Below are 23,591 nucleotides of genomic sequence, written 5' to 3'. Positions count from 1 at the left end.
TCGTCGGAGCGCGTGCAAGCCGCCGTTTTGCGCGAATCGCGTGACGGCGATTCGGTCGCCGCATCGCAGTCGTCGGGATGAAGATTGCCGCCGAGGACGCGCGCGAGCGTCGCATCGCGAACCCATAGCGAGGTGACGAAGCATGTCCGTCACCTCGTCCGAACGCGTGAGGCTAGATGCCGAGCTTGGACTTGAGCAGCTCGTTGACGCTTTGCGGGTTGGCCTTGCCGCCGGACGCCTTCATCACCTGGCCGACGAACCAGCCGAGCGACTGCGGCTTGTCCTTGACCTGCGCGGCCTTGTCGGGATTGGCCGCGATGATGTCGTCGACCACCTTCTCGATCGCCGAGAGGTCGGTGACCTGCTTCATGCCGCGGCTTTCGACCAGTGCGCGGGGATCGCCGCCCTCCTGCCAGACGATCTCGAACAGATCCTTGGCGATCTTGCCGGAGATCGTGCCCTCGCCGATCAGATCGATGATCGCAGCCAGCTGCTCGGCGGTTACGGGAGAGCCCGTAATATCCCGGCCTTCCTTGTTGAGACGACCGAACAGCTCGTTGATTACCCAGTTCGCCGCCATCTTGCCGTCGCGCGCGCGGTCGCCGAGCTTGTCGAGCACGGTCTCGTAGAACACCGCGCTCTCGCGCTCGGCGACCAGCACGCTCGCGTCGTAAGCTGACAGGCCGAAATCGGCGACGAAGCGCGTCTTCTTCTGGTCCGGCAGCTCGGGCAGCTTCGCCTTCAGCTCGTCGACGAACTCCTGGCTGAACTCCAGCGGCAGCAGGTCGGGATCGGGGAAGTAGCGGTAGTCGTGCGCCTCTTCCTTCGACCGCATCGACCGCGTCTCGCCCTTGTCGGGGTCGAACCGGCGCGTCTCCTGCTCGATCTGCCCACCGTCCTCGAGGATCTCGATCTGGCGCCGCGCTTCATACTCGATCGCCTGGCCGATGAAGTTGATCGAGTTCATGTTCTTGATTTCGCAGCGGGTGCCGAGCGGCCCGCCGGGCTTGCGCACGGAAACGTTGACGTCGGCGCGCAGATTTCCCTTCTCCATGTCGCCGTCACAGGTGCCGAGGTAGCGCATGATCGAGCGCAGCTTGGTGACATAGGCCTTGGCCTGCTCGGCGTCGCGGATGTCCGGTTTTGAGACAATCTCCATCAGCGCCACGCCACAGCGGTTGAAGTCGATGAGGGACAGCGACGGCGACTGGTCGTGCAGCATTTTGCCGGGATCCTGCTCGATATGCAGGCGCTCGATGCCGACGGTGACACTGCGGCCGCCGTCGAGCTCGACCAGCACCTCACCTTCGCCCACCACCGGCGACTTGTACTGGCTGATCTGGTAGCCCTGCGGCAGGTCCGGATAGAAATAGTTTTTGCGATCGAACACCGAACGCAGATTGATCTTTGCGTTGAGACCGAGCCCGGTCCGGACAGCCTGCCTGACGCATTCCTCGTTGATGACGGGCAGCATGCCCGGCATCGCAACATCGACCAGCGACACGTGGCTGTTCGGCTCGCCGCCGAACGCGGTGGACGCGCCCGAGAACAGCTTTGAGTTCGACGTCACCTGGGCGTGGATCTCCATGCCGATGACCATCTCCCAATCGCCGGTGGCGCCTTTGAGAAGCTTGTGCGTGGCCGTGCTCATGTCTTGCTCCCGAGCAGCGTGACAGCGATCCGCTGCCACTCCGCTTCCAATGAATCCTTTGCCGCGACCTGTCCGGCCTGGCGATACCAGTAGCCGGCATTGCCGAGATCGCCTTCGACGCGGTGCAGATAGGCGTGCACCCAGGCCGCCTCGCGGCTGCTCTCGTCCTGAACGATCTTGTGCGCCCGGTCCCAGTCGCCCTTGGCGGCCCACCAGAGACCTGTGAGCGGCGCGTTCAGGTCCGGCGCCGGCGCCGCGCCGTCGAGGCTCGCGATGAACGCTGCGACATTCACCACCACCTCGCGGGCGTGAAGCGGCCGGCGGCCTGCTCGATCACTTCGCCGAGCGAGAACAGCGTCTCCTCGTCGAAGGGACGGCCGATCAGTTGCAGGCCGAGCGGCAGGCCCTGTGCGTCCTTGCCGGCGGGCACGGCGATGCCGGGCAGCCCCGCCATGTTCACCGTCACCGTGAAGATGTCGTTGAGATACATCTCGACCGGGTCGGCGCCGCCCTTCTCGCCGATGCCGAAGGCCGCCGACGGCGTCGCAGGCGTCAGGATCGCGTTGACGCCCTTGGCGAAGCAATCCTCGAAATCCTTCTTGATCAGCGTGCGGACCTTCTGGGCGCGCAGATAATAGGCATCGTAATAGCCGGCCGAGAGCACATAGGTGCCGATCATGACGCGGCGGCGCACCTCCGCGCCAAAACCTTCGGCGCGGGTGTTCTCGTACAGCTCGATGATGTTCTTGCCCTGCTCGCGCAGGCCGTAGCGCACGCCGTCATAGCGCGCGAGGTTGGAGGACGCCTCCGCCGGCGCCACGATGTAATAGGCCGGCAGCGCGTACTTCGTGTGCGGCAGCGACACCTCGACGAGCTCGGCGCCGGCGGCCTTGAGCCACGCCGCGCCCTCGCTCCACAGCTTCTCGATCTCGGCCGGCATGCCGTCGAGACGGTACTCCTTGGGGATGCCGATCCTGATGCCCTTCACGGACTTGCCGATCGCGGCCTCATAGTCCGGCACGGGAATATCGACGGACGTCGTGTCCTTCGGATCGTGGCCGGCCATCGAGCGCAGCAGCATCGCGCTGTCGCGCACGCTGCGCGCGATCGGACCTGCCTGGTCGAGCGAGGAGGCAAAGGCGACGATGCCCCAGCGCGAGCAGCGGCCATAGGTCGGCTTGATGCCGACGGTCGCGGTGAACGCCGCCGGCTGGCGGATCGAGCCGCCGGTGTCGGTCGCGGTCGCGCCCATGCACAGCAGCGCCGCCACGGCCGAGGCCGAGCCGCCGGACGAGCCGCCCGGCACCAGCGTGGTGTTGGAGCCTTCACGCCGCCAGGGATTGCCGACGGGACCGAAGCACGAGGTCTCGTTCGCCGAGCCCATCGCGAACTCGTCATTGTTGAGCTTGCCGAGCATCACCGCGCCGTCGCGCCAGAGCTGCGAGGTCACGGTGGACTCGTAGGTTGGCACGAAATTGCCGAGGATCTTCGAGCAGGCCGTGGTGCGCACGCCCTTGGTCGCGAACAGGTCCTTGATGCCGAGCGGGATGCCGGCGAGCGGGCCGGCATCGCCCTTGGCGATCTTGCCATCCGCCTCGCGCGCCATATCGCGCGCGCGGTCCGGCGTCTCCATCACGAAGGCATTGAGCACGCGCGCGGCTTCGATCGCGGACAGATGCGCGTCGGTCAGCTCGAGTGACGTGAAAGTCTTGGCCGCGAGACCCTTGCGGGCCTCGGCGAGCGTCAGCGATGTCAAATCAGTCATTTATTGATCGGGCTGCAGAAGAATGGAGACAGGGTCTTGTCGTTGGCCGGGTCGTCTTTCTTGGCGGCCGCTTTCGCAGCCGCCTCGATCTCGTCGAGCACGGCATTGACGGCGACATTGGGGTCGGCAGCCTTGCCCTGCCGCTCCATCTTGTCGAGATAGTTCATATAGGCCTGGTAGGCCTTCTCATCGTCGCAAAGCAGGCACATCGGACCACGTCCTAAAAATTACTCGACGACCTTCGGCACCAGGAAGAAGTGGCCTTCGGTCGCGGGCGCGTTGGCAACGATATCGTCCGCGATCTCGCCGTCATTGACCACGTCCTGCCGCTTCTTCATCTGCATCGGGGTGACCGAGGTCATGGCCTCCACGCCCTCGACATTGACCTCCGAGAGCTGCTCGACGAAGGCGAGCATCGCGTTGAGCTCGCCCTGCAGATGCGGAACCTCGCCCTCGGAAACCGCGATGCGCGCCAGATGCGCGATGCGGCGGACGGTAGCGGCGTCGACGGACATTATATAAGGCCTCTCACGGCAAAACCTATGTGCCGTATAGCAGAGGCCGGTTTTGCGCCGCAACCGGGGCTTCCCGCCTATCCAGCGAGCGCCTTCATGCGGGCCAGGGCCGATTTGGCCAGATCCCGGGTCAATTCGGCGGCAGGGAGCTCACGGCCGAGGGCGATGGCCTGGCCGGCCCAGAGATTGGTGAAATCCACCCTGCCCTGCTTTTCGGCGGCGGCCTTGAGCGGCCCCAGCGCGGTCGCCGCATGGGGAAACGGCGGTGCATCCGGCGAGATCGGACCGGCCTCGCGCATCAGGCGGTTCTGGACCCCGCGCGCCGGCCGGCCGGTCATGACATTGGTGATGACGGTGGAATCGTCTCGCCCCTCGGCCAGCGCAGCGCGGCCCGCCGCACTCACCTTGGATTCCGGGCAACGCAGATAGGCGCTGCCGATCTGCACGCCGGAGGCGCCGAGCGCGAAGGCGGCGGCGATGCCGCGCCCGTCGGCGATGCCACCCGCTGCGATGACCGGCACCTTCACCGCATCGGCGACCTGCGGCACCAGCGCGAAGGTGCCGGGCTGCTCGGCGATCTTGTCGGTCAGGAACATGCCGCGATGGCCGCCGGCCTCGGCGCCTTGCGCGATCACGGCGTCGGCGCCGTGCCGCTCGAGCCAGACGGCTTCCTTCACCGTCGTGGCGGACGAGATGACGAGAGAGCCGGCCGCCTTGACGCGCTTAAGCAGCGCCTGCTCCGGCAGGCCAAAATGGAAGCTGACGACGTCCGGCTTCAGCTCCTCGACGACTTCGCAAAAGGCCGCATCGAACGGAGCCCGGTTCGCGGCGCTGATGGGCGCCGCCGGATCGAGGCCATGCTCCCGGTAGTAACCGGCGAGCCGCTGCTTCCAGCGCACTTCGGCCTCAGCCGTGAGATCGATCGGCGTATGGCAGAAGAAGTTCATGTTCACGGGCGCCTTCACGCGCTGGCGGATGAGACCAACCTGTTCGCGCGCCTTCTCCGCCGACAGCATCGCGCAGGGCAGCGACCCCAGCGCCCCGCCTTGCGCGGCCGCAATCACCAGCTCCGCATCCATCACGCCGGCCATCGGCGCCAGCACGATCGGGAATTCGGTCTTGAAGAGGTCGATCAGTCGACGGTCAGGCCACATGGTTTGGTTTCTCTCGCTTGTTGGTCCTTACCCCCGCCTTGAAGAGGGAGGTCGCGTATCAGAGCGTTCTCTGCAGCCCATCCTTCGAGACGCCCGCCTTCGGCGGGCCCTCAGGATGAGGGCGGAGTACGCGGCAACAATTTCAACGGGCACCGATTCAACGAAGCCTCATCCTGAGGAGACCGCGAAGCGGTCGTCTCGAAGGACGAGGCGCTCGCTCAGGTCCCTGCCGAGAAGAAATTCTGCGGCGCCGTCACCGAATTCCGCCGTCCCTCCAGCATCTGCTCCGCCTCGGTCGCAATCCGCTCCACGATCTCGGCCGCCGGTGGAATATCATGGATCAACCCGACCGCCTCGCCTGCGATCACGGCGGCGACATCGAAATTGCCGGCCGCCTTTGCTGCGGCATACTCCGCCGCGACTGCGGCGACATTCTGCATCATCTCGACCTCGCGGCCGATCCAGCGCCTGGCGTGGTCGTTGAGCAGACACCTTCCCGTGAAGGGCGCCGGCCAGACATTGTTGCGCGACAGGTCGAAGATGATCCCGCGCACGGTCGAGCCGCTGCTGGCCGCGCAAATGCGCCGCTTGGCCTCCTCGGCGCCGTCGGCTTCCTGGCTCGCATAGAAGCGCGTGCCGAGCAGCACGCCGCTCGCGCCCAGCATCATCATGGCGGCGAGACCGCGCCCGTCCGCGATGCCGCCGGCCGCCACCACAGGCACACGGCCCGCCGCGAGATCGACGATGGCAGGCACGAGATCGATGCTGGTCCGTGACGCGCCGTGACCGCCCGCCTCCGTGCCCTGCGCGATCAGGATATCGGCGCCGGCGTCGAGCGCCTGCCGCGCCATCGCCTCGTCCTGCACCTGGCAGATCAGGCGCGCGCCCACGGATCTGATCTTCGGTGCGAACGGCGCGGGATCGCCGAAGGACAGCATGATCGCAGACGGCTTTGCGGCGAGCGCGATGTCGAGCAGCTCGGGCCGCTTGGCGAGGCTCCAGGTGATGAAGCCGATCCCGAACGGCGCACGCAGACCGGAGAGCTTTGCGGTCTCCCGCTCCAGCCACGCCCGCTCGCCATAGCCGCCGCCCAGAATGCCGAAGCCTCCCGCGCGGCTAACAGCCGCCACCAGACGGCTGCCCGCGACGATATCCATCGGCGCCAGCAGGATGGGATGCCTGATCTCCAGCAAGCTCGTCAGCGGCGTCGCAATGGGCATGGCTTCTCCCCGATCTGGACAGCGAGACTAAGCGCGACTAGCATTCTCGAAAAATGAATTGTTGCGAACGCTGCCATCACAAAAGCGAAACGACGCCATGGAACTCAGCGATATCCAGACCTTCGCCGCGGTCGCGCGTACCGGCGGTATCACCCGCGCCGCCGAGGAGCTCAACACGGTGCAGTCCAACGTCACCCAGCGCGTGAAGGCGCTGGAGGCGGAGATCGGCACGCCGCTGTTCGAGCGCCACAGCCGCGGCATGACGCTGACCGGCGCCGGCAAACGCCTCCTGCCCTACGCGCAACGGATGGCCGCGCTATCGCGCGAGGCCGTGCTCGCCGCGCGCGACGATGGCGAGCCGAAAGGGCCGCTGGCGATCGGTTCGATGGAAACGACAGCCGCCGTGCGTCTGCCGCCGCTGCTGGCCGATTTCCACCGCCGCTTCCCGGCCGTGCGCCTCTCCTTGCGCACGGCAACAACGGCCGACCTTGTTGCTGGCGTGCTCGAAGGCACGCTCGACGGCGCCTTCGTCGCAGGTCCCATCGCGCATGCCGACCTCACGGCGACGAGCGCCTTCCGCGAAGAGCTGGTGCTGGTCAGCGCGCGACGCTGGAGCTCGCTAGCCGAGCTGCGTGCCGGCACGCCGGAGTCAGGTCCGACTGCGCTGGTGTTCCGCACCGGCTGCACCTATCGCCAGCGGCTCGAGCAGATCTTCGTCGAGTTCGGCTGGCCGTCGGCCGCACGGTTTGAGCTCGGCACGCTCGACGGCATGATCGGCTGCGTCGCCGCCGACATGGGCGTGACGCTACTCCCGCGCGCCGTGGTCGAGCGCAGCGCGATGAACGGCAGCGTGTCGATCCACCCGCTGAGCGCCTCGCACGCGCGCGTCGAGACACTCTTCATCCAGCGCAGTGCCGGACATCAGTACAGCGCACTGCAAGGCTTTGCTGCCTGCCTGAAGAAGGACGACGACGTCATCGCGGCCTGAGATACCAGCGCCGGAGCGCCACCACCGCCCAGATCGCCTCGACCAGCCCGAACGGCCATGCGCCCTGCAGGAAGCCGTAGGCCGAGCCGAGCGCGCAGGACATCGCGAACAGCAGCACGAACCAGTGGCTGCGGTCCTCCATCGCATAGCAGACCAGCATCGCGGTGACGGCAAACAGGCCGAATAGTGTCAGCGCATCCATGTTCCGGGTTCACTCCACGGCGTGACGCGTGATATGCGCTGATGCCATGCCGGCTCTTATCCTGCCCCTGGTCGATGCTGCAACCCACTGGCCCGAACGCGGCGGGCTGGTTGGCCTTGATCTGGGCACCAAGACGATCGGCGTCGCCGTGTCGAACCCGGACCGGCGGTTGGCGACCGGCGTCGAGACCATTCAGCGCAAGGCGTTCAAGCAGGACGCCGCCCGGCTGCTCGCGATCGCCGCTGAGCGCAAGGTCGTCGGCTTCGTGCTTGGCCTGCCCATCAACATGGACGGCAGCGAGGGCCCGCGCGCGCAATCGACCCGCGCCTTCGCCCGCAACCTCGCCAATCTCACCACGCTCCCCATCGGCCTCTGGGACGAGCGCCTCTCGACCGCAGCGGTCGAACGCGAGCTGATCGGCATGGATGTCAGCCGCGCCAAACGCGCCGAGGTGATCGACGAGCACGCCGCGATCTTCATCCTGCAAGGCGCGCTCGACCGCCTCGCGAACTTGCGCACCGGAAACGGCTGACCCCCATGGCCGTCGTGATCGCGGCGCTGCTGCCGGTCTTCATCCTCATCGTGCTCGGCGTGGTGCTTCGGCACAGCCTGATGCGGCTGGACACGCAATGGCACGGGCTGGAGCGGCTGACCTATTTCGTGCTGTTTCCGATGCTGCTGATCCAGACGCTGGTGAAGGCCGACCTTTCCAAGGTGCCGGTCGCCGGCGTCGGCGGCGCGCTCTTGCTGTCGGCGCTGGGGATGTCGCTGCTGTGCCTCGCGCTGCGCCCGGCGCTGGCGCGGCTCGAGATTGACGGGCCGGCCTTCACCTCGATCTTCCAGGGCGCGACGCGCTGGCAGACCTATGTGGCGCTCTCCGTCTCCGCCAACATGTTCGGCGACGTCGGGCTGGCGCTGGCATCCGTCGCCATGGTCGCGATCATCCCGCTGGTCAACGTGTTCAGCGTCGCCGTGCTCGCGCACTATGCATCGCCCGAGAAACAGTCCGCCCGCGCGATCGTCACGACGGTGATCCGAAATCCCCTGATCTGGGCCTGCGCAATCGGGCTCTTCATCAACGTCGTCCATCTGCCGCTGCCGAAGATCTGGCATGAGGTTGCGGACGCGCTGAGCCGGTCATCCCTGGCGATCGGCCTGCTCGTGACCGGTGCGGGCCTGCATCTCGAAGGCCTCCTGCGTCCCAGCCTGAGCGCGACGATCGGCGTCGCCTTCAAGCTGGTCCTGATGCCCGTGCTCGCGCTGGGGCTTGCGGCCTGGTTCGGGCTATCGGGCAACAGTCTGGCAATCGTCGCGATCTGCGCGGCGGTGCCGACCTCACCCAGCGCCTATGTGCTGGCCCGGCAGATGGGTGGCGATGCGCCGCTGCTGGCGCAGATCATCACGCTGCAGACCATCCTGGCGGCCATCACGATGCCGGTTGCGATCGCGCTGGTGGCCTGAAACTCGTCGTTGTGGGCGCCTCCCTCTCCTCGTCATTGCGAGGAGCTCGCGACAAAATTGCGAAGCAATTTTGCGCTGATGCGACGAAGCAATCCAGAATCCCTCCGCGGAAAGATTCTGGATTGCTTCGCTTGCGCTCGCAATGACGGAACGTGGGGCAACCGCCGTCAGCCCCCCAGCCACATCGTCAGCACCACCGCCGTCATGTTGTTCAGCGCGTGCAGCACGATCGTGAGCCAAAGCGAATTGGCGCGATAGCGCATGTAGCCGAACCACAGGCCGATGGTGAAGACCTCGGCGAGGAAGTACAGGTCGTATTGCAGATGCACGACCGTCCACACCAGCGACGACAGGATGATCGCGCCGGGCACGCGCAGGAAGCTCGCCGACCAGCCGCGAAAGAGGAAGCCGCGCGCCAGCACCTCTTCCGACATCGGCGCCGCCACGCTGAAGGCGATCAGCAGCAACAGGGCCGCGCCCTTGTCACGGCCCGATTTCAACAGATCGGTCATGAAGCCCGGCGTCGCCTCGCGGCCGAGGCTCCGCGACACCGTCTCCCAGGCCAGCACCAGCAGGATGAGACCGACCGCGCCGAACAGGAGCTGCATCCAGGACGGCCAGCGCAGCGCGAGATAGTCGACGAAGGAGGCCTTCTTGATACGGATGGCGAGCCACACCGCGAGGAGTGTCGCCGGCAGGCCCATGATGACCGACAGCGCGAGCGCCGCCGGCTCGCGGCCGACCGACTGGATCGAGGCCATGTCGATCGGAAGGCCGCGCAGCGCGGCCAGCAGCAGGATCGCCCCGACCTGGCCGACGAACATCGCGACGAAGATGAGAAGGCCCCACAGCGCCGTACCGAGGAACCTCCAGACGCGCGGCGCGTGATCCGCGGGCGTCATGGTCAGTGGCGGATGCTCGGGATTGAGGGAATCCATCAGGAGGCTTTCGTTGAGATTGCCGTCATTCCGGGGCGCCCGAAGGGCGAACCCGGAATCTCGAGATTCTCAGGTGCGCAAGGGCGCACCGTAGTTCGATGCTTCGCATCGCCCCGGAATGACGGCAAAAAAGAAGCAAAAAGCTCACGGCAGCGCCCTCTCCAGCAGCGCGCGCACGTCGCCGCTCTCCAGCTCGACCGCGCCGTACATGCTGGCGTGGGTTGTGGCGAGGCGCGTGGCCGCGAACAGTTCAGCATGACGCGGCGACACGCCGTTCAGCGCGGCGGCCGCGGCAAGCAGCGCCAGCTTCTCGACCGCGAGCCGCGCGACGCGCTCGCCGTCGGCGCGGCGGAAGGTCTTGCCGATGAACGCGACCGCCTCGCCTGCGCCCGGCAAACCCTTGGTCTCGGCGGCAAGCGATTGCAGCACCGCCATCGCCGCCTCCGGCTCGCGCGACAGTGCGCGCAGCACGTCGAGGCACATCACGTTGCCCGAGCCTTCCCAGATCGCGTTGACCGGCGACTCCCGATAGTGGCGTGCCAGGATGCCGTCCTCGACATAGCCGTTGCCGCCGAGGCACTCCATCGCCTCGTAGAGGAAGCTAGGCGCGCTCTTGCAGGTCCAGTATTTGATCGCGGGCGTCAGCAGCCGCATATAGGCGGCCTCCGCCGCATCGTGCGGGGTGCGGTCGAAGGCGCGGCAGAGCCGCATCACCAGGGCGACGCTCGCCTCCACATGCAGCGCCATGTCCGACAGCACCGCCTGCATCAAGGGCTGGTCGGCGAGATGCTTCTGGAACACGCTGCGGTGACGCGCATGATGCAGCGCATGCGCGAGCCCCGAGCGCATCAGGCCGGTGGAGGCGATCGCGCAATCCTGCCGCGTCAGCTGCACCATCTGGATGATGGTGCGGATGCCCTTGCCCGCCTCGCCGACCGCTTGCGCATAAGCGCCGGAGAACTCGACCTCGGACGACGCATTGGAGCGGTTGCCGAGCTTGTCCTTCAAGCGCTGGAACTGGATCGCGTTGACGGACCCGTCGGGCACAAAGCGCGGCATGAAGAAACAGGTCAGGCCCTCGTCGGCCTGCGCCAGCACCAGGAACGCGTCGCACATCGGCGCCGACATGAACCATTTGTGGCCGGTGATGCGATGGGCGTCGCCGTCACGCACCGCGCGCGTCATGTTGGCGCGCACATCGGTGCCGCCCTGCTTCTCGGTCATGCCCATGCCGAGCGTCATGCCGCGCTTGTCCCACCACGGCGCGAACGTCGGGTCGTAGCTCTTCGTCGCCAGCACCGGCATCACGCGCGCCAGAAGATCCGGCTGCATCGCCAGCGCGGCGACGGAGGCGCGCGTCATCGTGATTGGACAGAGATGGCCGGTCTCGACCTGCGAGGCGATGTAGAATTTTGCCGCGCGGATGACCTCGGCGGCATCGCCCGCAGGCTTCCCCTCCGCCGTCCAGGTCGAATTGTGCACGCCGGCATGGGCGCTGTGCGCCATCAGCTCGTGATAGGCGGGATGAAACTCAACCTGGTCGCGGCGATTGCCCTTGGCGTCGAAGGTGCGCAGTTTTGGCGTGTTCTCGTTCGCCACGCGCCCGCGATCGGCCATCGCGGCCGAGCCCCAATGCTTGCCGAATTCGGACAGCTCCCGCTCCGCCTCAGCGCCGCCATTGGCCTTGACCGCCTCGACCAGCGGCCGGTCCACGGCAAACAGATCGACATCCCAAAACGGCGGCGACTGGTTGAAGACCTCGTGGGTTGCGGAGCTGGGCTGAGTCATCTTGTTTCCCCGGCGCGGAATCAGTTCCGCCGCGGCTGGATCGGGAAATCATAGGCCGCCCCGCCTGCCCCCGGCAGGGAAAAATGCCACCACTCCTTCGAATAGTTCACAAAGCCTTGCTTGGCCATCGCAGCCACCAGCCGCTTGCGCCAGGCGCGCTGGTCCGGCGTAATCGACGGTGCTGCGGTATGGCCCTTCGTATCCGTGCAGTCGTAGCCGGTGCCCATGTCCACGCTGCCCTCCGGCGGCCGCGCCTCGACCGGCGCCGTGCAGTCGGCATAGGTTTTCGACGGGTCGTATTTGCCGGAATTGTCGGCCTTGAGATCGACCAAGGTGAGATCGAGCGCCGCCCCCGTCGAATGCTGCGAGCGGCTCGCGATATAGCCGAGGCGAAACAGCTCGGTCTTGGGAATCCTGGGATTGTAGCGCCGCTCGGCGGCCGTCTCGCGGCCGTTCTGCGACCACGCGACCATGTCGAGCGAGGCCCGCGCCGGCCGGTAGCAGTCGAACATCTTGAGCGACAGGTTTTGTGCGGCGAGCTCCTGCTGGACCGCCTTCAACCGCAGCCCCACCTCCCGCTTCACCACGCACTCACCGGCGCCGTAGCCGGCGAGCGGACGGCCGACGAAATTGTTCGATGTGGCGTAGCGGATGTCCTGGATGATGCCGGGATCGATGTCGCGCAAATAGACGAAGCCTCCGGGGAGCGACTGGGCGTGGGCGGACGAGATTGAGGCGATCACTAAAAGCGCGATCAAAATTGATTTGGCTGAGCGCATCCAAACTTCCCTGTCGTTCCGGGGCGATGCGACAGGACCGCGAAGCGCGGCCTGGAGCATCGAACCCGGAATCTCGAGATTCCGGGTCTGGCGCTTGCGCGCCATCCCGGAATGACGGTGTACCAGACTCCTCAGGGGATAACTCCCCGCCCCGGCATTGGCCCTTGCCCCCCCAGCCATCCCCGCCTATAGCTCTCGTTTTAATGACATCGAAATCGACCTTCGTCCTCGGCCACCGGCATTTGCTGGGCATCGAGGGCCTTTCCGCGGCCGACATCACCGGCCTCCTCGACCTGTCCGAAGAATATGTCGAGCTCAACCGCCAGGTTGACAAGAAGCGCACCGTCCTGCGTGGACGGACGCAGGTGAACCTCTTCTTCGAGGCCTCCACCCGGACCCAATCCTCGTTCGAGCTCGCCGGCAAACGGCTTGGCGCCGACGTCATGAACATGTCGGTGTCTTCCTCGTCCATCAAGAAGGGCGAAACGCTGGTCGACACCGCGATGACGCTCAACGCCATGCACCCGGACATCCTGGTGGTCCGGCACCACGCGTCAGGCGCGGTGGAACTGCTGGCCCGCAAGGTTGACGGTTCCGTGATCAATGCCGGCGACGGCGCGCACGAGCATCCGACGCAGGCGCTGCTCGACGCCCTGACCATCCGCCGCAACAAGGGCCGGATCGAGGGGCTCGTCGTCGCGATCTGCGGCGACGTGCTGCATTCGCGTGTGGCCCGTTCCAACATCATCCTGCTCAACACCATGGGTGCCCGCGTCCGGGTCGTCGGCCCCTCCACGCTGCTGCCGCCCGGCATCGAGCGGATGGGCGTCGAGGTTGCGCGCGACATGCGCGAGGGGCTCAACGGCGCCGACATCGTCATGATGCTGCGGCTCCAGCGCGAGCGCATGAACGGCTCCTTCGTGCCGTCGACCTCCGAATATTTCAACTATTTCGGGCTGGACCAGAAAAAGCTTGGCTATGCCAAGCCAGACGCTCTCGTCATGCATCCCGGCCCGATGAACCGCGGCGTCGAGATCGACACCGCGGTCGCCGACGGCGCGCAATCGCTGATCCGCGAACAGGTCGAGATGGGCGTGGCGGTGCGCATGGCCGTGCTCGAAGCGCTCGCCCGCAACTTGCCGAACGCGTGATGCTCATGCTGACTGACCGCCGTCCCATCCTGCTCGCCAACGCCCGCGTCGTCGATCCCTCCAGGGATTTCGACGGCCCCGGCGATGTCCTGATTGCCGACGGCATCATCCGCGAGACCCGCCGCGGCATCGGCGCTGCCGGCGTCCCCGAGGGCACCGACGTCGTCAACTGCGCCGGCAAGATCGTGGCCCCGGGCCTGATCGACATGAAAGCTTTCGTCGGCGAACCCGGCTTCAGCCATCGCGAGACCTTTGCGTCCGCGAGCCAGGCAGCCGCGACCGGCGGCATCACCACCATCATCTGCCAGCCCGATACGGAGCCCGTCATCGACAATTCGGCGACGGTGGACTTCGTGATGCGCCGCGCCCGCGACACCGCGATCGTCAACATCCAGCCGATGGCGGCGCTGACCAAGGGCATGCGCGGCGAGGAGATGACCGAGTTCGGCCTGTTGAAGGCCGCCGGCGCCATCGCTTTCAGCGACGGCGACAGGAGCGTCACCAACGCCCAGGTGATGCGCCGGGCCCTGACTTACGCGCGCGATTTCGACGCGCTGATCGTGCATCACACCGAAGATCCCGATCTCGTCGGCGAAGGCGTGATGAACGAGGGCGAGTTCGCCTCGCGGCTCGGCCTGATGGGCATTCCGAACGCAGCGGAAGCCGTGATGCTGGAACGCGACATGCGCCTCGTCGCGCTGACCGGCGGCCGCTATCACGCCGCCTCGCTGTCCTGCATCGACTCGCTCGACATCCTCAAGCGCGCCCGCGACGCCGGGCTCGCCGTCAGCGCCTCGGTCTCGATCAACCATCTTGCGCTGAACGAGAACGATATCGGGCCCTACCGGTCGTTCCTGAAGCTGTCGCCGCCGCTGCGCACCGAGGACGACCGCCGCGCGCTGGTCGCAGCCGTCGCCTCCGGCCTCATCGACGTCATCATGTCCGACCACAATCCGCAGGACGTCGAGGTCAAGCGCCTGCCGTTCGCGGAAGCAGCTCCCGGCGCCGTGGGGCTCGAGACCATGCTGCCCGCCGGCCTGCGGCTGATGCACAATGGCGAGCTGGACCTGAAGACGCTGATCCAGGCGATGTCGACCCGGCCGGCCGAGATTCTGGGCCTGCCCGGTGGAACCCTGCGCGCAGGCAGCCCGGCGGATGTGATCGTGATCGACCCCGACGTCCCCTGGGTGGTCGATCCCGCCGAGCTCAAATCGCCCTGCAAGAACACCCCGTTCGACGAAGCCCGCTTTACAGGCCGCGTGGTGCGCACCATTGTCGGCGGACGGACGGTCTTCGAGCATGTCTAGGGTGACGGTTTTGGGTGTCGCCCTGCACCGCGACAGCGGATCGGGACAGGATCATGCGTGGCGTCGCAGTTCAGCATGGCGATGCGGTCAAGGGATTTGCAGCCATGGGTCTTGAAGCATTTTTGCCGGTGGCGCTCGTCATCGGCTACCTCCTCGGCTCGATTCCGTTCGGGCTGGTCCTGACCAGGCTCGCCGGCACGCAAGATATCCGCTCGATCGGCTCCGGCAGCATCGGCGCCACCAACGTGCTGCGCACCGGACGCAAGAGCCTTGCTGCGGGCACCCTCTTGCTCGATGCGCTGAAGGGCACCGTGGCGGTCGTGATCGCCGGCTACATCGCCGGCCCCAATGCTGCGATGGTGGCAGGCCTCGGCGCCTTCCTCGGCCATCTCTTCCCGGTCTGGCTCAAATTCAAGGGCGGCAAGGGTGTTGCGGTCTATATCGGCATCCTGCTCGGCCTGTTCTGGCCGGCCGCGGTGGTGTTCTGCCTGCTCTGGTTGGCGACCGCCTTCACCACGCGCTATTCCTCGCTCTCGGCGCTGGTGGCCTCCTTCATCACGCCGATGTTCCTGTGGTGGTTCGGCCACCTCGCTTTGTCCGCGCTGTTCGCCGTGCTGACGCTGCTGCTGTTCTACGCGCATCGCGAGAACATCAAGCGGCTGCAATCGGGCAAGGAAAGCCGGATCGGCGAGAAGGCCTAGAGCGTTTTCGACCGAATTGGATTCCGGTTCGCGTCAGGAAAACGCGTCAAAACAAAATCCAACGCCGGGAAAAAGTACGGATACCGCCGCGCTCCTTCCGCATTATACGCCAAATCCTGTTCGCAACTCGAAAGCCAATCGTGGCCAGAGTGGCGAACGAGTTCCATGCCTGTCATCCTGACAGCGCAAAAGGCGTTACGCGGTTGCTCAGAATGAGCGAGAAGATTGTCGGCGCGCATATCGACGGTGGTTCGCAAGGTGCGGCACGCACTGCGGCGAGCCGACTGCTGTCCATGACGGACATCTGGTCCGATGCGCCCTCGCCGCCTCGCGTCCCCGAGCCGGCTCCCGTTGCACCGCCACCTGCGCCCGCCCCCGTGGCACAAATTGCCGGTCCCATCGAGGCCGTGACCACGGCTGCACCTGTCGTGCGCGATCAGGTCCGCCCCGATCAATGGCCACCGCGAAAACTCTCGCTGGCGCTTCAGGGCGGCGGCACCTTCGCCGCCTTCACCTGGGGCGTGCTGGAGCGGCTCCTGGAAGAGCCCGATATCGAGATCGACACCATCAGCGGCGCCAGCGCCGGCGCCGTCAATGCGCTGCTGCTCGCTTGCGGCCTCGCCGAGGGCGGCCGTGAGGCTGCGCGCGCGCGGCTGAACCGGTTCTGGGTCCGCCTGATGCACGAGGCCTCGTTCCGCTCGCTGATGCTGGTCGGCGGCTTTTCGCCCGTGGGAAGCTCGGTCGCGTTCGGGCCGACGCTGCGCTCCGGCCAGTTCGATCCGTTCGATCTCGATCCGCTGCGGCAGGCGCTGTCGCGCGACATCAATTTCGCGGCCCTGCGCGCGGCGAAGTCGCCAAGGCTCCTGATCGCGGCGACGCGGATCCGCGACGGGCAGCAGCAGATCTTTCGCAATGACGCCATCACGACCGACGTCGCGCTGGCCTCGACCTGCCCGCCTTTGGTCCACTGCGCCGTCGAGATCGAGGGCGAAGCCTATTGGGACGGCGGCTTCGGCGGCAATCCGCCATTGCTGAAGCTGGCGCAGGAGACGGCGGCGACCGACGTGCTGCTGGTCCAGCTCACCCCGTCCCGCGACAGCTACGTGCCGATCACGCTCGCCGCCATCGACCGCCGGCTCGACCAGATCACCGCAAACGCCGCGCTCAATGCCGAGGTTGCGGCGATCGCATGGGCGCAATCGCACGCTGCATCCTCGCTGCGGCTGTCCAGGATCGCGGCGGAAGACTCCGTTGAAGGCCTGGCGCAGCGTAGCTCGGCCGATCTCGGCCGCGGCTTCATCCGCCTGTTGCACCGGAGCGGCCGCGAGGCGGCCGAGCGCTGGCTCGGGCAAGGAGCTACGATCAGTGCAGCTCCGCCTGCATCCGACCAGCGCACCGCTTCCGCAGAACCCGCGCTAGCCTGATTTCACCAGCGCATCCTCCAGGAACCACGCCGTCGCGAGCGCATGTGCGTCGTTGCCGAAGCGCGCGATCACCTGCACGCCGATCGGCAGGCCACCGACCTTCAGCACCGGCACGTTGACGCAAGGATTGCCCATCAGCGTCCAGAGCCGGTTGTAGCGAGGGTCGCCGGTGCTCGCGAGCGCCTTGGCCGGCGCGGTGCCCGGCGCCGAATAGGTCAGGAGCACGTCGACGCCCTCGAACAATTCGCCAAGCTCGCGGCGGCCACGGCGGCCGATCCGGCGCGCCTCGTCATATTCCTTCGGCGTGAGCCCGACCGTCGCATCGAGACTGGCGCGCAGCATCGGCGCGATTTCGTCGTGATGCTCGGAAAACTCCCAGGCGAGCGCGCGGTGCGCCTCGAAATCCTGGATGATGGGATGGATGCGCCAGGCCTCATGCACCGCCTCGGGCAGATCGATGGCCTGAACACTGGCCCCGGCCCGCTCGGCCGCCTTGATCGCCGCTTGCAGGCCCTGCTCGGCCGCCGGCTCGACAGCGCCGGCGAACTCCTGCCTGACCACGCCGATGCGCGGCGCCCTGGCCGGGACGATGCCGGAGAATTCGCTGCGGCCGGTCATCGCGAGCAGTCCGCGCGCGAGATCCTCCGCGCGCGCGCCGAACAGGCCGACCGTGTCGAGCGCCCACGAATAGCACTTCACGCCGACCGTCGGCAGCATGCGGAACGACGGCTTGATCGCAGCCGTCCCGCAATAGGCGGCGGGCCGGATCACCGAGCCGCCGGTCTGGGTGCCAAGCGCCAGCGGGATCATGCCGGCACCGACCGCCGCCGCCGAGCCCGAGGACGAGCCGCCCGGCGAATGGCCAAGATTGTGTGGATTGAGCGTCGGCGTCGGATCGCGCGAGGCAAACGCCGTGGTCGTGGTCTTGCCGATGATGGTGGCCCCCGCCCGTTTCAGCATCATCACAACAGGCGCGTCCGAGCGCGGCTGCCAGCCGCGATAGATCTGCGAGCCCATCTCGGTCGGCATGTTGGCCGTGTCGATGATGTCCTTGATCCCGACGGCGATGCCGCGCAGCGGGCCGGAGGCTTGCGCTCTTGCCGACTTGTCGTGGCGGACGAAGGCATGGACCTCCTTCTCCCGCGCCTCGATCGCCGCGTGCGACTGGGCGATGGCTGCGTCAGGCGACAGCTCGCCCGTTTCGATGCGGCGCTGGAGGTCGGCGAGTGAGATCATGGCAATACCCTTCTTATTGCCATCGCTTTTAGCATCGGGGCGAGGTCGCGCAAGCGCATGCCCCTGTTGCCCACGCCCTCAGGTTGTTCCATGCTGCCCCTGCAAGGGAGACGCCGTGGACGCCATCAACCCCAGCGTGGAGCTGACCGAAGCCGAACGGGTCGACCGCCTGCGGCTGATCCGCTCCGACAATGTCGGGCCACGCACCTTCCGTTCGCTGGTCGATCATTTCGGCAGCGCGCGTGCGGCCCTGGAGCGGCTGCCGGATCTGGCACGCCGCGGCGGCGCGGCGCGGTCGGGGCGCATCTGTAGCGCGGACGAGGCCAAGGCCGAGCTCGCCGCCAGCCGCAAATTCGGCATCGCCTGGCTCGCGCCCGGCGAGGACGGCTATCCGGCGCGGCTTTCGACGCTCGACGACGCCCCGCCGCTGCTCGCCGTACGCGGCGACACGACAACCTTGATGCGGCCGATGATCGCGATCGTCGGCTCGCGCAATGCCTCCGGCGCTGGGCTGAAATTTGCTGGTCAGCTCGCGCGTGAGCTTGGCGAAGCCCGCTTCATCATCATCTCGGGGCTGGCCCGCGGCGTCGACCAGGCCGCGCATCGCGCCAGTGTCGAAAGCGGCACGATCGCCGTGCTCGCCGGTGGCCATGACTGCATCTATCCGCCGGAGCACGGCGATTTGCTCGGATCGATCCTCGATCACGCGGGCGCGGCGATCTCCGAGATGCCGCTCGGCCACGAGCCGCGCGCCCGCGACTTCCCCCGCCGCAACCGGCTGATCTCGGGCGCCTCGCTCGGCGTGGTCGTGGTGGAGGCCGCCCACCGCTCGGGCTCGCTGATCACCGCGCGCATGGCGGCCGAACAGGGCCGCGAGGTGTTCGCGGTGCCGGGCTCGCCGCTCGATCCGCGCGCCGCCGGCACCAATGATCTGATCAAGCAGGGCGCAACGCTCGTCACCGAAGCTGCCGACGTCATCAACGCTGTCGCACCGATCATGGAGCGGCCGCTGGTGATTCCTGCGCGCGAGCCCGACAGCGGGCCGTTCGAGAGCGATCCGCAGACGCACGACCGCGACCAGATCACCGGCCTGCTCGGCCCCGTGCCGATCGGCCTCGACGACCTCGTGCGGATGTCCGGTGCCTCGCCGGCGATCGTGCGCACCGTGCTGCTGGAGCTCGAGCTCGCCGGCCGGCTCGAACGCCACGGCGGCGGATTGGTGTCGCTGCTTTAGTTCTCGCCGCGCTTGTCGAACCGCGTACGTGCGGCCTCGATCTGCGCCAGATGCTCCATCGCCCACTTGCCGAGCGCCTCCACGGGCCGCGACAGGCCGCGGCCGAGATCGGTCAGCTCATAGTCCACGCGCGGCGGAATGGTCGGGAAGATCGTGCGCGTGACGAGGCCGTCGCGCTCGAGGCCACGCAGCGTCAAGGTCAGCATCCGCTGCGAGATGCCGTTGATCATGCGCTTGAGCTCGTTGAAGCGCTTCGGTCCGTCGCCGAGCATCATGATGACGAACACGCTCCATTTGTCGCCGACGCGGGACAGCACGGAGGCGACCCCGCGGCAGTCCGCATGGTTGGGATCGGGCCTTGGAACCGACCTTGGCGAAGCAGGCAGATCGATGTGCGCAGGTTTCAAAGATGTGTCCATGGCTCAAAAAAGTGCGTTCTTGCGGGGATTTCGATGGTCACTCATGTAGTGCGGGTTACAAATCTATACCATGGGTGACCTCAATGAAACTCCTCCATATCGACTCCAGCGTGCTCGGCCCCCACTCCGTCAGCCGGCAGGTTTCCGCCGCCATCGTCGACCGTCTCCGCCAGGCGACGCCCTCGCTCGAGGTCGTCTATCGCGACCTGACCCAGACCCCGCTCGCCCACCTCTCCGGCTCGCATCTGGCGGCCGCGCAAGGCGCGCCTGCGCCGGCGGAACTCGGACCCGACCTTGCCGCGAGCGCGGCCGTGCTGAACGAGTTCCTCGCTGCCGACGTGGTCGTGATCGGCGCGCCCATGTACAATTTCACCATCCCGAGCCAGCTCAAGGCCTGGATCGACCGCATCCTGGTGGCGGGGAAGACATTCCAATACGGCGCCAATGGACCTCAGGGCCTTGCCGGCGCAAAGCGCGTGATCGTGGCGATCTCGCGCGGCGGCTATTACGGCGCGGACATGCCGACTGCCGCTGGCGAGCATCTCGAAACCTATCTGCGCTGGGTGTTCGGCTTCATCGGCATCACCGATCCCGAGTTCATCTCCGCCGATGGCATCCAGGTCGGGCCGGACCATCGTGAGAAAGCGCTGGCCGGCGCACTTCAGGCGGCCACCAGCCTTCAGGCGGCGTGAGGCTCCCGCCGACCGCAGCAGCCGCTGCCGGATTCCGGCGGCGGCTGACAGATCGCACGGGCTAAAACCAGGCGCCCTGCATGCCCAGGATGACGGCCACGAGCGAAACGAACAGGCCGATGCCGGAGAAAACAGCCACCCCGATGAGCTCCGATTTGTCGGAGCGCCTGGCGGGAATGGCGGAGCGTTCGGTGAAAATGCGCGGTGTTGAAATCGACGAAAAAATACGAGCTGCCTTTGGCATGACGGGCTCCCTGAAAATGAGTCTTATGACCCCCTGCCCGTAAAAGGGTCTTGGCAGCTTGCGGCAAGGTTCAACCTGATCACGCAAGGTTCAGAAAATACATCCCGCGGGACGAGGGAACCGGCCGGCGCAACCGATGTGGCCGCGCCGACCGATTCAATTTGCACTTGATTTGATCAGCCGCGATAGATCGGCGCACCGCTCGGAGCGGCGACTGCGCCGCCATCGACGAAGATCTCCTGGCCTTGAATATGCGCGGAATCATCGGAGGCGAGGAACAGCACCGTCTTCGAGATGTGATCGGGTTCACCAATGCGGCCGAGCGGCGTCGACAGCGCGATGCGCTTCTCGAACGCCTTCTCGGCTTCAGGCGTTGCGATCGCAGCGCCCCAGATCGGCGTGCGGATCGCGCCCGGCGCGACGACGTTGACGCGGATGCCGCGCGGCGACAGCTCCGAGGCCATGATCCGCGCCATCGCCCGCACGCCGGCCTTCGCCGCGCCGTAAGCCGAATAGCCGGGAATGCCGAGCACAGAGATCACCGAGCCGTTGAGGATGATCGAGGCATTGTCGTTGAGATGAGGCAGCGCCGACTGGACCGTGAAGAACACGCCGGTGAGGTTCGTGCTGATCACCTTCTCAAAGACCTCCAGCGTCGCCGCACCGAGCGGCGTGCTGCCGGGAATACCGGCATTTGCGAACACGATGTCGAACTTGCCGAACTTCTCGGCGCCCTGCCTGGTCGCGGCTTCGGTGGCGGCGATGTCGGTGGCATCAGCGACGACCGCAAGCGCGTTCGGGCCGAGCTCTTTCGCGGCAGCCGCCAGCGTTTCCTTGTTGCGCCCGGTGATCACCACCTTGGCGCCCTCGGCCACGAACAGCTTTGCCGTCGCAAGCCCGATGCCGCCGTTGCCGCCCGTAATCAATGCCGTCTTGTTCTTCAGTCTCACGTTCGCCTCCAGTGGTTTCATAATGAAACTACATTGCCATCTAGGGTACTTGGTTTTATGATGCAACCACACAAGCGCGTGATCGCCACCGGAATCGGGCGAACGCGAAAGGACCAGGACGATGGTGAAACGAACCAGCTTCGAGGGTGATGCCTGCCCGATCGCACGCTCGCTGGAGGCGATCGGCGACTGGTGGTCGCTCTTGATTATCCGCGAGGCGCTGTTCGGCCTGCGCCGCTTCGGCGAGTTTCAGAGCAAGCTCGGCATGGCCAAGAACATTCTGGCCGCGCGGCTGCGCGCGCTGGTCGATCACGGCATTCTGGAGACCGCCCCCGCCTCCGACGGCAGCGCCTATTCTGAATACGTGCTGACGCCGAAGGGCCGCGGCACCTTCCCGATCCTGGTCGCGCTCCGGCAATGGAGCGAGGAATTCGACGACCACCCCGAGCAGATCGCGACCATCCTGGTCGATCGCGAGAAAGGCCGCCCGGTGAAGAAGCTCGAAATGCGCGCGGAGGACGGCCGGCTGCTCAGCCCCGCGGACACGACAGTGAAACCGCGACCGGCGCCGCGGCGGCGATCGGCGTGACGACGCACGGCTGCCACTACCGCGCAGGGGGACTTGTACAAAATATCGACGGCGTCAAAGATGGCTGAACATCCCAAAGTGGCACCGCTATGCCCCTGCTCGCCATCGTCTATTTTTCCATCTCCGGCACCACCGAGAAGCTGGCGCATGCGGTGGCGCGCGGAGCGGCTGGCACGGCGGACGTCGCACTTTGTCGCATCACAGGCGACGACATCGTGTCAGGCCGGTTTCAGAATGAGAGGTTATTGGAAACGATCGACCGCGTCGACGCGGTCGCATTTGGCAGTCCCACCTACATGGGCGGACCCGCGGCCCAATTCAAAGCTTTTGCCGACGCTTCGAGCGACAGATGGAGCAAGCAAGCCTGGGCCAACAAGATCGCAGCCGGGTTCACCACCGGCGCCTGCGCAAGCGGGGATCAACTCCACACGCTGACCTACTTTACGATCCTGGGTGCTCAGCACGGCATGCTCTGGTGCGGGCTCGATATCCCTGGCGGAGAGGATCGGGACGGCCGCAATCGTTTGGGCAGCCAGCTTGGCTTGGCGACACACCTGGTCGACGGCGCCTTGCCTTGGAGCGATCTCAACACGGCCGAATATCTCGGCCAGCGATTGGCCAGAATGGCAAGCCGCAACGGCTAATCACGTCGTCATCGCGATGTTGCGTGCTCAAGTCTTTCCCCGTCACCCTGCGAGCCTCGAAGGGCGACGGCCCGGCTTGCATCCCGGCCGTTCATCCTTCGAGGCTCCCGATGGGGCGCTTCGCACCCCATCGCTCGCACCTCAGGATGACGGGACCGATGGAAACGCCAGCCTCACGACAGCTTGCGCTTGGTGCGCAGCCGCAGATGCTCGTCGGCCTCCAGCTGCGTCATGCCTAAGAGATAATGCAGCACGTCGAGCCTGTGGCGCTCGGCGAGCTTGCGCAACACCGCCACCTGCTCGGCGATGAAGGCAACCGCCTCATCGGCCCCGCCTTCCCCGGGTTCCTCGTGGCGCGAGCCTTCCCGCGCGCCTGATGCGGCGCGCGCCCGTTTCTTTCCTGGCCTAGTCACCAGACCCCACCCCGAATCCATGCCCACGGGAACATTACGCCCACATCGACCGCAACTCCAAGGTGGTATTTTGCAACTTTCTCGATATGAAACTTTTCCCATCGCGGCGGCTTTCTACACCCCTCG

27 protein-coding genes are annotated in these 23,591 nt (G+C 66.4%); 11 read left to right on the top strand and 16 right to left on the bottom strand.

Annotated features, from left to right (window positions below):
* Positions 1 to 172: 172 nt before the first annotated feature.
* The 7 genes from gatB to EI171_RS22095 form a co-directional block, all read right to left on the bottom strand.
* A complete protein-coding gene (gene gatB, locus EI171_RS22125; protein ID WP_011087847.1) occupies positions 173 to 1,651 on the bottom strand; it encodes an Asp-tRNA(Asn)/Glu-tRNA(Gln) amidotransferase subunit GatB in 1,479 nt (492 codons plus the stop codon).
* Complete coding sequence (locus tag EI171_RS22120; protein ID WP_011087848.1) at positions 1,648 to 1,950, bottom strand: hypothetical protein; 303 nt, start codon at positions 1,948 to 1,950, stop codon at positions 1,648 to 1,650. The genes gatB and EI171_RS22120 overlap by 4 nt, the downstream gene beginning before the upstream one ends.
* The gene (gatA, locus tag EI171_RS22115; RefSeq protein WP_028171596.1) at positions 1,941 to 3,416 is read right to left on the bottom strand and encodes an Asp-tRNA(Asn)/Glu-tRNA(Gln) amidotransferase subunit GatA; all 1,476 of its coding nucleotides are present in this window, start codon (positions 3,414 to 3,416) and stop codon (positions 1,941 to 1,943) included. The genes EI171_RS22120 and gatA overlap by 10 nt, the downstream gene beginning before the upstream one ends.
* The gene (locus tag EI171_RS22110) at positions 3,413 to 3,625 is read right to left on the bottom strand and encodes a hypothetical protein (protein ID WP_027547180.1); all 213 of its coding nucleotides are present in this window, start codon (positions 3,623 to 3,625) and stop codon (positions 3,413 to 3,415) included. Before EI171_RS22110 ends, gatA begins: the two co-directional genes overlap by 4 nt.
* 18 nt (positions 3,626 to 3,643) lie before the next feature.
* Positions 3,644 to 3,931, bottom strand: coding sequence for an Asp-tRNA(Asn)/Glu-tRNA(Gln) amidotransferase subunit GatC (gatC, locus tag EI171_RS22105; RefSeq protein WP_011087850.1), 288 nt, complete (start codon positions 3,929 to 3,931; stop codon positions 3,644 to 3,646).
* Positions 3,932 to 4,008: 77 nt separating this feature from the next.
* Positions 4,009 to 5,085, bottom strand: a complete 1,077-nt coding sequence (locus tag EI171_RS22100; RefSeq protein ID WP_161534677.1) for a nitronate monooxygenase family protein — start codon at positions 5,083 to 5,085, stop codon at positions 4,009 to 4,011.
* A 218-nt stretch (positions 5,086 to 5,303) separates the two neighbouring features.
* Complete coding sequence (locus EI171_RS22095) at positions 5,304 to 6,305, bottom strand: nitronate monooxygenase family protein (RefSeq protein WP_161534676.1); 1,002 nt, start codon at positions 6,303 to 6,305, stop codon at positions 5,304 to 5,306.
* A gap of 97 nt (positions 6,306 to 6,402) precedes the next feature.
* Between EI171_RS22095 and EI171_RS22090 the strand changes: the two genes are divergently transcribed.
* The gene (locus tag EI171_RS22090) at positions 6,403 to 7,293 is read left to right on the top strand and encodes a LysR family transcriptional regulator (protein ID WP_011087853.1); all 891 of its coding nucleotides are present in this window, start codon (positions 6,403 to 6,405) and stop codon (positions 7,291 to 7,293) included.
* Here EI171_RS22090 and EI171_RS22085 read toward each other — a convergent pair.
* Positions 7,280 to 7,495: a hypothetical protein gene (locus EI171_RS22085; RefSeq protein WP_028171592.1), complete on the bottom strand. Its 216-nt coding sequence runs from the start codon at positions 7,493 to 7,495 to the stop codon at positions 7,280 to 7,282. The genes EI171_RS22090 and EI171_RS22085 overlap by 14 nt on opposite strands.
* Before the next feature lie 46 nt (positions 7,496 to 7,541).
* On the opposite strand from EI171_RS22085, the gene ruvX reads away from it, so the two are divergent.
* On the top strand, positions 7,542 to 8,027 hold the full coding sequence (ruvX, locus tag EI171_RS22080; RefSeq protein ID WP_028171591.1) for a Holliday junction resolvase RuvX: 486 nt from the start codon (positions 7,542 to 7,544) through the stop codon (positions 8,025 to 8,027).
* 5 nt (positions 8,028 to 8,032) lie between these two features.
* Positions 8,033 to 8,956 (top strand): AEC family transporter, encoded by a 924-nt coding sequence (locus EI171_RS22075; protein WP_161534675.1) that lies wholly within the window; start codon positions 8,033 to 8,035, stop codon positions 8,954 to 8,956.
* 167 nt (positions 8,957 to 9,123) lie between these two features.
* Here the strand turns inward: EI171_RS22075 and EI171_RS22070 are convergent, their stop codons facing one another.
* From EI171_RS22070 to EI171_RS22060, 3 genes are all read right to left on the bottom strand, one after another.
* Positions 9,124 to 9,894 (bottom strand): CPBP family intramembrane glutamic endopeptidase, encoded by a 771-nt coding sequence (locus EI171_RS22070; protein WP_011087856.1) that lies wholly within the window; start codon positions 9,892 to 9,894, stop codon positions 9,124 to 9,126.
* 144 nt (positions 9,895 to 10,038) lie between these two features.
* The gene (locus tag EI171_RS22065; RefSeq protein WP_161534674.1) at positions 10,039 to 11,682 is read right to left on the bottom strand and encodes an acyl-CoA dehydrogenase family protein; all 1,644 of its coding nucleotides are present in this window, start codon (positions 11,680 to 11,682) and stop codon (positions 10,039 to 10,041) included.
* 20 nt (positions 11,683 to 11,702) lie between these two features.
* Positions 11,703 to 12,461, bottom strand: coding sequence for a M15 family metallopeptidase (locus EI171_RS22060; protein ID WP_161534673.1), 759 nt, complete (start codon positions 12,459 to 12,461; stop codon positions 11,703 to 11,705).
* A gap of 203 nt (positions 12,462 to 12,664) precedes the next feature.
* Between EI171_RS22060 and EI171_RS22055 the strand changes: the two genes are divergently transcribed.
* The 4 genes from EI171_RS22055 to EI171_RS22040 all read left to right on the top strand — a co-directional run bounded on the left by EI171_RS22055 (position 12,665) and on the right by EI171_RS22040 (position 17,044).
* Complete coding sequence (locus tag EI171_RS22055; RefSeq protein ID WP_011087859.1) at positions 12,665 to 13,612, top strand: aspartate carbamoyltransferase catalytic subunit; 948 nt, start codon at positions 12,665 to 12,667, stop codon at positions 13,610 to 13,612.
* 5 nt (positions 13,613 to 13,617) lie between these two features.
* Positions 13,618 to 14,919, top strand: coding sequence for a dihydroorotase (locus EI171_RS22050; RefSeq protein ID WP_028171586.1), 1,302 nt, complete (start codon positions 13,618 to 13,620; stop codon positions 14,917 to 14,919).
* Between the two features lie 104 nt (positions 14,920 to 15,023).
* Positions 15,024 to 15,620: a glycerol-3-phosphate 1-O-acyltransferase PlsY gene (plsY, locus tag EI171_RS22045; protein WP_028171585.1), complete on the top strand. Its 597-nt coding sequence runs from the start codon at positions 15,024 to 15,026 to the stop codon at positions 15,618 to 15,620.
* A gap of 212 nt (positions 15,621 to 15,832) precedes the next feature.
* Positions 15,833 to 17,044, top strand: coding sequence for a patatin-like phospholipase family protein (locus EI171_RS22040; RefSeq protein ID WP_161534672.1), 1,212 nt, complete (start codon positions 15,833 to 15,835; stop codon positions 17,042 to 17,044).
* On the opposite strand, the gene EI171_RS22035 is transcribed toward EI171_RS22040, so the two are convergent.
* The gene (locus EI171_RS22035) at positions 17,036 to 18,280 is read right to left on the bottom strand and encodes an amidase (RefSeq protein WP_161534671.1); all 1,245 of its coding nucleotides are present in this window, start codon (positions 18,278 to 18,280) and stop codon (positions 17,036 to 17,038) included. The genes EI171_RS22040 and EI171_RS22035 overlap by 9 nt on opposite strands.
* 115 nt (positions 18,281 to 18,395) lie before the next feature.
* On the opposite strand from EI171_RS22035, the gene dprA reads away from it, so the two are divergent.
* Positions 18,396 to 19,514 (top strand): DNA-processing protein DprA, encoded by a 1,119-nt coding sequence (gene dprA, locus EI171_RS22030; RefSeq protein ID WP_161534670.1) that lies wholly within the window; start codon positions 18,396 to 18,398, stop codon positions 19,512 to 19,514.
* On the opposite strand, the gene EI171_RS22025 is transcribed toward dprA, so the two are convergent.
* Positions 19,511 to 19,933 carry a helix-turn-helix domain-containing protein gene (locus EI171_RS22025; RefSeq protein WP_161534669.1) on the bottom strand — a complete coding sequence of 141 codons (423 nt, stop codon included), beginning with the start codon at positions 19,931 to 19,933 and terminating at the stop codon, positions 19,511 to 19,513. The two genes, dprA and EI171_RS22025, sit on opposite strands and share 4 nt — an antisense overlap.
* 83 nt (positions 19,934 to 20,016) lie before the next feature.
* Here EI171_RS22025 and EI171_RS22020 point away from each other — a divergent pair, with 83 nt between their 5' ends.
* Positions 20,017 to 20,625, top strand: a complete 609-nt coding sequence (locus EI171_RS22020; protein ID WP_011087866.1) for an FMN-dependent NADH-azoreductase — start codon at positions 20,017 to 20,019, stop codon at positions 20,623 to 20,625.
* A gap of 61 nt (positions 20,626 to 20,686) precedes the next feature.
* Here the strand turns inward: EI171_RS22020 and EI171_RS22015 are convergent, their stop codons facing one another.
* The gene (locus EI171_RS22015) at positions 20,687 to 20,869 is read right to left on the bottom strand and encodes a hypothetical protein (protein ID WP_011087867.1); all 183 of its coding nucleotides are present in this window, start codon (positions 20,867 to 20,869) and stop codon (positions 20,687 to 20,689) included.
* A 176-nt stretch (positions 20,870 to 21,045) separates the two neighbouring features.
* Complete coding sequence (locus EI171_RS22010) at positions 21,046 to 21,819, bottom strand: SDR family oxidoreductase (protein ID WP_161534668.1); 774 nt, start codon at positions 21,817 to 21,819, stop codon at positions 21,046 to 21,048.
* A 121-nt stretch (positions 21,820 to 21,940) separates the two neighbouring features.
* On the opposite strand from EI171_RS22010, the gene EI171_RS22005 reads away from it, so the two are divergent.
* Positions 21,941 to 22,408: a helix-turn-helix domain-containing protein gene (locus EI171_RS22005; protein WP_161534667.1), complete on the top strand. Its 468-nt coding sequence runs from the start codon at positions 21,941 to 21,943 to the stop codon at positions 22,406 to 22,408.
* A gap of 89 nt (positions 22,409 to 22,497) precedes the next feature.
* The gene (locus EI171_RS22000) at positions 22,498 to 23,052 is read left to right on the top strand and encodes a flavodoxin family protein (protein WP_028171577.1); all 555 of its coding nucleotides are present in this window, start codon (positions 22,498 to 22,500) and stop codon (positions 23,050 to 23,052) included.
* Between the two features lie 173 nt (positions 23,053 to 23,225).
* Here EI171_RS22000 and EI171_RS21995 read toward each other — a convergent pair whose 3' ends face one another.
* Positions 23,226 to 23,465 carry a hypothetical protein gene (locus tag EI171_RS21995; protein ID WP_028171576.1) on the bottom strand — a complete coding sequence of 80 codons (240 nt, stop codon included), beginning with the start codon at positions 23,463 to 23,465 and terminating at the stop codon, positions 23,226 to 23,228.
* Positions 23,466 to 23,591: the final 126 nt, after the last annotated feature.

This window comes from Bradyrhizobium sp. LCT2 (assembly GCF_009931255.1).
GTDB lineage: Bacteria > Pseudomonadota > Alphaproteobacteria > Rhizobiales > Xanthobacteraceae > Bradyrhizobium > Bradyrhizobium diazoefficiens.
The sequence above is the reverse complement of the archived record's forward strand: the minus strand, read 5'-3'. Positions and strand labels throughout refer to the sequence as shown.